Origin of the sequence: Tahibacter caeni (genome assembly GCF_024609805.1) — a bacterium.
GTDB classification, from domain to species: Bacteria; Pseudomonadota; Gammaproteobacteria; order Xanthomonadales; family Rhodanobacteraceae; genus Tahibacter; species Tahibacter caeni.
Genome location: NZ_JANFVR010000207.1, coordinates 1 through 8,476, shown reverse-complemented (window position 1 = coordinate 8,476; position 8,476 = coordinate 1). Strand labels below are relative to the sequence as shown.

Annotated in this window: 8 protein-coding genes; 3 read left to right on the top strand and 5 right to left on the bottom strand. The window is 69.5% G+C overall.

The window, feature by feature from the left end; all coding sequences use genetic code 11:
- Positions 1 to 141 precede the first annotated feature (141 nt).
- Positions 142 to 831: a phosphate regulon transcriptional regulator PhoB gene (gene phoB / locus NON22_RS16120; protein WP_257387968.1), complete on the bottom strand. Its 690-nt coding sequence runs from the start codon at positions 829 to 831 to the stop codon at positions 142 to 144.
- A 48-nt stretch (positions 832 to 879) separates the two neighbouring features.
- On the bottom strand, positions 880 to 2,559 hold the full coding sequence (locus NON22_RS16115) for a M48 family metalloprotease (protein WP_257387967.1): 1,680 nt from the start codon (positions 2,557 to 2,559) through the stop codon (positions 880 to 882).
- A 210-nt stretch (positions 2,560 to 2,769) separates the two neighbouring features.
- Between NON22_RS16115 and grxC the strand changes: the two genes are divergently transcribed.
- Both grxC and NON22_RS16105 read left to right on the top strand, forming a co-directional pair.
- Positions 2,770 to 3,033 carry a glutaredoxin 3 gene (gene grxC / locus NON22_RS16110; RefSeq protein WP_257387966.1) on the top strand — a complete coding sequence of 88 codons (264 nt, stop codon included), beginning with the start codon at positions 2,770 to 2,772 and terminating at the stop codon, positions 3,031 to 3,033.
- Complete coding sequence (locus NON22_RS16105; protein ID WP_257387965.1) at positions 3,030 to 3,416, top strand: carboxymuconolactone decarboxylase family protein; 387 nt, start codon at positions 3,030 to 3,032, stop codon at positions 3,414 to 3,416. Before grxC ends, NON22_RS16105 begins: the two co-directional genes overlap by 4 nt.
- Before the next feature lie 10 nt (positions 3,417 to 3,426).
- Here the strand turns inward: NON22_RS16105 and NON22_RS16100 are convergent, their stop codons facing one another.
- The gene (locus NON22_RS16100) at positions 3,427 to 4,548 is read right to left on the bottom strand and encodes a hypothetical protein (RefSeq protein WP_257387964.1); all 1,122 of its coding nucleotides are present in this window, start codon (positions 4,546 to 4,548) and stop codon (positions 3,427 to 3,429) included.
- Positions 4,549 to 4,637: 89 nt separating this feature from the next.
- Here NON22_RS16100 and NON22_RS16095 point away from each other — a divergent pair, with 89 nt between their 5' ends.
- Complete coding sequence (locus NON22_RS16095; protein ID WP_257387963.1) at positions 4,638 to 5,651, top strand: isocitrate dehydrogenase; 1,014 nt, start codon at positions 4,638 to 4,640, stop codon at positions 5,649 to 5,651.
- 59 nt (positions 5,652 to 5,710) lie between these two features.
- Here the strand turns inward: NON22_RS16095 and NON22_RS16090 are convergent, their stop codons facing one another.
- Both NON22_RS16090 and NON22_RS16085 read right to left on the bottom strand, forming a co-directional pair.
- Positions 5,711 to 8,032 (bottom strand): hypothetical protein, encoded by a 2,322-nt coding sequence (locus tag NON22_RS16090; RefSeq protein ID WP_257387962.1) that lies wholly within the window; start codon positions 8,030 to 8,032, stop codon positions 5,711 to 5,713.
- A complete protein-coding gene (locus NON22_RS16085; RefSeq protein ID WP_257387961.1) occupies positions 8,029 to 8,325 on the bottom strand; it encodes a hypothetical protein in 297 nt (98 codons plus the stop codon). The genes NON22_RS16090 and NON22_RS16085 overlap by 4 nt, the downstream gene beginning before the upstream one ends.
- Between the last annotated feature and the right edge of the window lie 151 nt (positions 8,326 to 8,476).

Here is an 8,476-nt window from a genome sequence, read left to right as displayed (position 1 = left end):
CACCAGGCCAGGCCGCCGGCGACGGCGCCGAGCAGCAGCGCGACGCCGAAGATGCCGGCGGCGCGCCAGAGGCTCAGCGCGAACGCGCGCTCGACGCGGCCGTTCACGGGTGGACGCCGCCGGCGCTGGCGCGGACGGCGCTCAGGGCGTTACCGAGAAGCGATAGCCGGCGCCGCGTACGGTCTGGACGAGGTTTTCCAATTTGTACGGTTCCAGCGTCTTGCGCAGACGGCGGATGTGCACATCGACCGTGCGTTCCTCGACGTAGACGCTGCCGCCCCATACCTGGTCGAGCAGTTGGCTGCGCGAGTAGACGCGTTCGGCGTGGGTCATGAAGAAATGCAGCAGGCGGTATTCGGTCGGGCCGATCTGCACGGTCTGGTCGCCCGCGTAGACGCGGTGCGCGGCGCCGTCGATGCGAAGGCCGCCGAGCTCGACCACGCCGTCGCCCTCGTCGCCGTGGGTGCGGCGCATGACGGCCTTGATGCGGGCGATCAGCTCGCGCGCGGAGAACGGCTTGACGACGTAGTCGTCGACGCCGGCGTCGAGGCCGTTGACGCGGTCGCCTTCCTCGCCGCGCGCGGTCAGCATGATGATGGGCACTTCGCGCGTGAGCTCCTCCTTGCGCAGGCGGCGCGCGTATTCGAGGCCGCTCATGCCCGGCAGCATCCAGTCCAGCAGGATCATGTCCGGGACGCGTTCGGCGATCGCGGACTGGGCGATGCGCGCGTCGGCTGCATGGACCGGATCCATGCCGGCCTTGCGCAGGGCGAACGCGACCATGTCGCGGATCGCGGTTTCGTCTTCAACGATGAGGATGCGTTTTTGCACGGTTGCACGCGGGTTGCGCCGCGGCGCGACGCTTTCGTGACAGCGGCGTTATTGCAATGCAGGATTGTTACGCCTCAATGACATCGATGCACAAGAGTCTGAATCCCGGCAGGAAAAGGCCGGTGCCAGATAGCCCTGGTCGCGCGGCTTGATGCCGCGGCGGCGCAGCTCCAGCACGTAGGGCGTGACTTCGGCGATGCGCGCCTCGACGCGCGCGCGCTGGTAGTAGTCGAGATCGCGGCGCTCGGTCAGCGAGCGTAGCTGGTTCATCGCGTCCTCGAGGCGGCCGTTGAGCAGGGCCACGTCCGCATAGGCCTCGGCGGCGCGGATCTTGTCGCCGGCCAGCTCGGCCGAGCGCGCGAACACGCGGTAGACCTCCGGATCGTCGATTTCCTCTGCCATCAGCGGCCGCAGCAGGTCCTGGGCGCGGCGGCCGCTGGCCAACTTGCCGTCCTCGATCAGGGTCTGCGCATAGGCCAGCACGATGGCGCGGTTGGACGGCGAATTGGCGACGAGCCGCTCGTAGCGGTTCAGCGAATCGGTGCGCCGGCCGGACTGGGCTTCGGCCTGGGCCAGCGCGAGCTGGTAGGGCAGCAGGCCCGGCGCCTCGGCGACGAGCGGTTCCAGCAGCTCGCGCGCCTTGTCGCCCTGGCCGACGCGCCAGAGCGCGAGCGCGTGGCCGTAGGTCGCCGCGGCCGCGGCGACGCTGCCGGGTTCGCGCCGGTTGCCGGTGTAGTAGGCGATCAGCGCGCTGGGCTGGTCGGCCGCGAGCACGCGCGCGCGTTCGCGCATCAGCAGGAAATACAGGTTCGCGTCGGCCGTGACGACGGTCGTGTCGAGCTTGGGCAGCGGCGACAGGTCGTCCGTGCGCGGCGGGTTCAGCCGGTAGCCCGGCGGGACCGGCGGCAGGCTGCGGCTGCGCGCGCGCGCGGCCTTCTGTTCCTCGGCCAGCGCGTCGGCGCGGGCCTTGGCGTCGCTGATGCGGTCGGTGTTGACCGGATGGGTACGCAGGAGGTCGGGAATGCCGCGGTCGCCGGCGCCCGGGCGCAGCGCGCGCTCCATGCGCGCGAAGAAGCTGGCCATGTACTGCGGGTCGAAATCGGCGCGGGCCAGGGTCTGGATGCCCACGCGATCGGCCTCGATCTCGTCCTTGCGCGTGAAATTGATCTGGCGCTGCTGGATCAGCGACGTGCCGGCGACCATCGCGGCCTCGGCGCCGTCGCCGCTGGCGCCCTGCGAGGCGATCATCGCGCCGAGCATGGCCAGCGCGATCGGCAGCGACGCCTTCTGCGAATCCTCGAATGCGCGCAGCAGGTGGTTCTGGCTGATGTGGGCGATTTCGTGGGCGAGTACCGCGGCGACTTCGCCCTCGTCGACCGCCGTCGTGATCAGGCCGGCATTGACGCCGATGTAGCCGCCGGGCGCGGCGAACGCGTTGATCGCCGGATCGCGCACGACGAAGAAGGTGTAGGCCTGTTCGGGCTTGTCGCTGTGGGCGACCAGGCGATAGCCCAGTGCGTTCAGGTAGTCGACGAGCAGCGGGTCGTCGAGGACCAGGGTGTAGGAGCGCATCTCGTGGAGCATGCTCGCGCCGTACGCGCGCTGCTCCTGCGGCGTCATGATCGCGCTCGCGGAACTGCCGATGTCGGGCAGGCGCACGCCGGATTCGCGTGCCGCCGCCGGGCCGGCGGCGCAGAGACTCAGCAGGGCGATGAACCAGTTTCGCATGGCCGGGACGGTACAGCGGGGGAGAATGGCTGCGACACATTAACCCAGCGAAGGTTCCCGCGGCCAATCCACGGGGCCGCCGTTCACCTGGGGTTGCGGGGCGGCCGGCTCCGCACGGCCGCGGCCGCTCTTGCCGAACGCGTTTCCGTCCCCACAATGTCGCCGACCGAGACGGCGGCGGAATTCCCCGGCGCCGACGTGGAGAATTCCGTGGCCAGGATAGAAATGTATACAACGGCGATATGCCCGTACTGCGTCGCCGCCAAGAACGTGCTCAAGGCCAAGGGCCTGGACTACAGCGAGATCCGCATCGACAGCGATCCGGCCCTGCGCGACGAGATGCTCCAGCGCAGCGGTGGCCGGCGCACCGTGCCGCAGATCTTCATCAACGGCCAGCACGTCGGCGGGCACGACGACCTCGTCGCCGCCGACCGCAGCGGCCGGCTGGCTCAGCTGCTCGGGAGCGCCGCATGAGCGAGGATCGCGTCCGCCAGTTCACCGAATTCCGCAAGCGCATGAACGAGCGCATCCTGGCCGAGGACAACCAGGTCGTGCGCCGCTTCTTCGCGCTCGACACGCAAACCTACAAGAGCGGCGCGCTCGATGTGAAGACCAAGGAAATGCTCGGTCTCGTCGCGTCGCTCGTGCTGCGCTGCGACGACTGCATCGCCTATCACGTGGCCCAGTGCCGCGAGGCCGGCGTGAACCGCGACGAATTCTTCGAGGTGTTCAGCGTCGGCCTCGTCGTCGGCGGCTCCATCGTGATTCCGCATCTGCGCCGCGCCGTGGATTTCCTCGACCAGCTCGAAGCGGCCCGGGCCGAAGCGCCGCCGCCGCACGACCACGCCGCCGGCTGACGCGGCGCGGCTAGCGCTTGTCGACGCGGATCAACTGCACCGGCGTGCGGTCCGGTGCGTAGCCGTCGAGCCGGTTGATGTCGATCGAGTCGAACTCGGCGATGAGCGTGCCGTTCGCGGCGTTGAGCCGGCAGCGCTTCGGCGGGGCGACTTTCGCCGCCTCCGGATCGCGTTCGCAGCTGAGCACGGAGCCGTCGTCGCCGCTGATGCGGTAGTTGGCCACGGCGATGAAGCTGGTCGCGTCCAGGCGCAGCTGGCGCGCGCTGCGCGGCTGCCCCGGCGTCGCGCCGAGCAGCACCCAGTCGCCCTGCCAGGCGGTGCCGTCGGTGCGCTCGGCGAACGGCAGATGGGCCAGCACGAAGGTCTGCTGGCGCAGCACGGGCTGGTTGTCGCTGCGCTCGTAATAGCCGAGCCAGGCGGTCGCGCGGCCGTTGCTGTCGAAGTCCAGCGCGAGCACGGCGTCATTGCCGGCGCTCGGCGTCGTTGTGCCGGCCTGCGGCGCGGCGACGAGATCGAGCTCGACGGTGCGGCCGCGCAGTTTGCCGGTGCCGAAATACCAGATCGACCCGTTGCCGGTGCGCCCGAGCACGGCGACGGCGATCGTGTTGCCCTGGACCTCGAAACTGAAGCCCGTGCCGGCCATCGGGTTGCTCGCGTCGGCCTCGGGCAGCGGCCACCAGAGGCCCGACGCCGGTATCGCGCGCGGGCCCGGCTGCGGCGCGATCAGTGCGAAGCCGCGCAGCTGCGCCTCCGCCGTCACGCTGTTGGCCGCCAGCACGCTGACGCGCAGCGGAGCGGCCGGCCATTGCTTGCCGACTGGGCGGGTCAGGTCGACGTCGAGATCGAACGGCACGCCGGCCCGCGTGCACAGCGGTTTCTTCGAACGCAGCTCGATGCGCAGGTCGCTGCCGTCGAGCCGGACCTGCTCGACCGTCGGCAGGCACGGCGTCGGCCAGACCCCCTGCAGGCGCAGTCGTGGCGTCGCGCCGGCCACGGCTTCGATCTTGAGTTCCGGGCTGTCGCTGTACGGCGCCAGCAGGGGCTCGGAAGCCTGCGCTGCCGTGCCGGCGAACGCGGCGGCCAGCCAGCCGGCGAGCGCGGTGGCGGCACGAAATACGGACCAAGGTCGCATACGGCGAAAGTTGTTCGCTGGAGGGGCATCTCCGATAATGCGGAGTTTTCTGTACCGCAGACAAGCCGGCATTCTGGAGTATCCCCCGCATGAGCAAGACTATTGCCGTAATCCGCGGCGACGGCATCGGACCGGAAATCATGAACGCGACCCTGCGCGTGATCGACGAGCTGAAGACCGGTCTGACCTACGAGTTCGTCGACGCCGGCATGGCCGCGCAGGAGCGCTGCGGCGAGCTGCTGCCGCAGGCGACGATGGATGCGATCGCACGTCACCGCGTCGCGCTCAAGGGACCTCTGACCACGCCGATCGGCGGCGGGTTCTCGTCGCTCAACGTCGAGCTGCGCAAGCGCTTCGACCTTTACGCCAACGTGCGTCCGGCGATCACGATTCCGGGCACCAAGGCGCGCTACGACGGTATCGACCTGATCACCGTGCGCGAGAACACCGAAGGCGCCTACGGGTCCGAGGGCCAGACCCTGTCCGAGGACGGCGACACTGCCCATTCGCAGATCAAGGTCACGCGCCGCGGTTCCGAGCGCATCGTGCGCTATGCGTTCGAGCTGGCGCGCCGCCAGGGACGCAGGAAAGTCACGATCGTGCACAAGGCCAACATCATGAAGACCACCTCGGGCCTGTTCCTGAAGGTGGCGCGCGAAGTGGCCGGCGAATATCCCGAGATTCAGTGCAACGAGATGATCGTCGACAACTGCTGCATGCAGCTGGTCATGAACCCGCAGCAGTTCGACGTCATCGTCACGACCAACCTGTTCGGCGACATCATTTCGGATCTCTGTGCCGGTCTCGTCGGCGGCCTCGGCCTTGCGCCGGGCGCGAACATCGGTACCGATGCGGCGATCTTCGAGGCCGTGCACGGCTCGGCGCCGGACATCGCCGGCAAGGGCGTCGCCAACCCCTGCGCGCTGCTGCTCGCGGCCTGCCAGATGCTCGGCCATCTCGGCCTCGAGGATCAGGCCCAGCGCGTGCGCGCCGCAATCCGCGACGTGGTCGGCCGCAAGGACCGCGTCACGCCGGACCTCGGCGGCAGCGGCAGCACCGACACCTTCGCCGACGCGCTGATCGACAGCCTGCGCAGGAACTGAGCGGCTCTTCGCCGAACGAGAAACGGCGTGTCTTCAGGCACGCCGTTTCTCGTTGCGTGCTACTGGCCCGGCGGCGCCGACAGCAAGGTCAGCGGCACGTCGTCGCGGCGGAAGTCGGCTACGCCCGGAATGCTGATCGCGATGCTCACGCGATTGACGCCGTCGGCCGGCTCCACGCGCGTGGGTCGGGTCAGTTTCAGGCGTATCGTGCCGACCGCACGCGTCGTCGTGCCTCCGGCCGGTACCGGGCAGGTGCGGCAGTAGCCGGTGACTTCATTCAAGGTCAACGCGGGCGTGTTCGCGAGATCGACGTCGCTGAGTGCGGTGATCGCCCAGCGCGAACGTCCCTGCAGATCCGGGTAGTAGACGACCGCGACGAGCCGGCTCTGGCCGCCCGGGCCGTTGAGACTCAGCAGCTCCATGCCCCAGCCCAGATCGTCGGGATTGCCGCCGTACCAGTGGCCGGAAAAATCCGGCGTGGTGTGCGCCGAGGCCGGCACCGCCGGCTCCAGGCACCAGGTCGCGCCCTCGCCGCGGATCGACCATTTCATGACCGCCAGCGTGCTGGCGCCGCCGCGGTCGGTGCTGCGGCAGACCGGCGACTGCGCCGCCTGGTTGAAATCGATGAACAGCTGGCCCGCGGACGCACGGTCGATCACCGTGCGATGCGAGGCGGCGTTGTAGCGCAGGCGCATCAGCGCGATGCCGTTGGCCTGCTTGGCGCCGATGAACTTGCCGTCGATCAGGCGGCCGAGGCCGAGGTAGTACTCGGGCTGGCTGTCGTCTTCGAAGGTATAGAAAATCACGAAGTACAGATCGCCGTTGACCGCGTCGCGCGAATACAGCTGGAAGTCCAGGCCGTGGCCGCCGCGCGTGCGGTCGTACCAGTTGCCTGCGACGGGCGCGGCGTAGGTCGGCACCGGCGCATCGGCGTTGGACCAGCCCAGCGCATCGAGCATGGGCAGAGCGAGGCCGAGATCACGGTTGGACGCGCCGTTGTCGTACGCGTTCATGAGATCGCCGGGCTGCACCGTGTGCGACAAGGTCGACCCGGGCAGGGTGGAGCAGGGATCGTTCGCGGCCTCGCGATCGCAGGGCGCGAACATCAGCGGGAAATTGTCCGGCATGGGCTCGTTGCGCTTCTCGTTGCGCGGCGACGTCACGGCTTCCATGCCGGCCCAGCGCAGCCCGTCCTGGGAGATCAGCGCGGCCGCGCGTTCCGCGTCGCTGGTATCCACGCCGAGGAAGGGCTTGTAGGTGCGCGCCCGCGCGTCGACGGCGACGAGCTGGCGGCTGAAGGCGTCGTCGTAGCGCGTGCCGTCGCGCGCGCCGGCGCGGGCGCCGAGCGGCTCGTCGCTGCCCGCATCGGTGTTGACCAGGCCGAGAAAGCCCAGTCCATGGGTCAGCTCGTGCATCGTCGTCGTGATGAAGTCGATCGAGCGCGCGGGTTTGTTCGCACCGGTGTAGCCGTAATAGAACGGCGCACCGACGACGTTGTTCGGCGGATCGATGTCGCTGTTGAACGTGGTCTCGATGTCCGGCGTGCTGCAGCTGTTGCCGAAGGTGCCGCACTGCGGGGTGCCGCTGAGACGGACCATCTCGGTGACCGAATACCAGGTGTACTTGTCCGGCAGCCAGGGCAGGCTGAAATCCGCGCTGTCGTAGGCGAAGCCGTTGGGGCTGGCCTGAGCGATGCGCGCACCCTCGTCGCGATTGCCGCCCAGCGGCTCCCAGCAGGCGTTGACGCGCAGCGGCACCGGCAGCTTGAGCTGTGCGGCCAGCAGGTCGCCGGCCTTCTGCAGCGCGTTGCGGCGCTGCTCGCCGAGCGTCGTGCCCGGGTTGCCGTCGACCGGCGTCGCCGGCGTGCCGTCGAACCAGCCCTGGTTCGTGCAGCTGCCGCTGCCGACGTAGACGAACTGGATCGCGGCCGGCGGCACGCTGTCGCGCAAGGTCGCGGTCAGGGTCAGGTTCTGTGCCTGGCCAGTCTGGTTCAGCACGGCGATGTACCAGCGCCCGGCGCGCAGCGGGATCGGACTGGATTTCTGCACGAGGATGCTTTCGTCGCCGCCGGCGCTGAGGCCCCAGTAGTGCGCGTAGTCGAGGAACAGGTCGGCGTCCGGCGCCGCGCCTTCATTGGCGGTGCGGTCGGCGAACGGCGTGCCGTAGCGCAGCACGACGTCGACGTCGTCGTTGCCGAGGTTGTCGAGCTGCACCTGCAACTGCGCGTCGCCGGGATGCACGTCGACGTAGTACGAGGTCGAGAAGCTCGAGCCCGGAATCAGGAAACTGGCCGGCTGGCCGCTTTGCAAACCGATGCCAGGCTCGGCCAGGGCCAGACACGGAACGACGGCCGCCAGCGCCGCGAGCGCGCGCGCCCTCATCGCTGCGGTCCCGGACCGGCATGGCGGTCTGCGTCGTGCCGCCCGGGGTTCGGCAATTCGCGGCAGCGGATCCGGATGCTGCCGTCGGGACCGGGAACGGCGCGGACTTCGCTGATCAGCGGCGCGGCCATGGTCTGCGTCCCGACTGACCGCATGATCGGTCCGCCCTTGGCCTGTGACGGGTGCTTGCTGCCGGCCAGCGGCAGGAATTCCGGCGCCGGTGTCGCGGCCGGCACCGGCGACGACGACAGGGCCAGCAGCCAGGCAGCAGCGCCGAATGCGATGGGGTTCATCACGAGTGTCCCTTCCGATGGTGGTGATGCCGGAACTGGCTTTTGCGCCCGGCGCTGCGTCGAGTCAAGAGCGCGTCCGGCCCGGCGGACGGTCGCCGCCGGCGCCGCCTGCGGCGCGGGCAGCGGCCCGACCGGGCTACGGCCGGCGGCG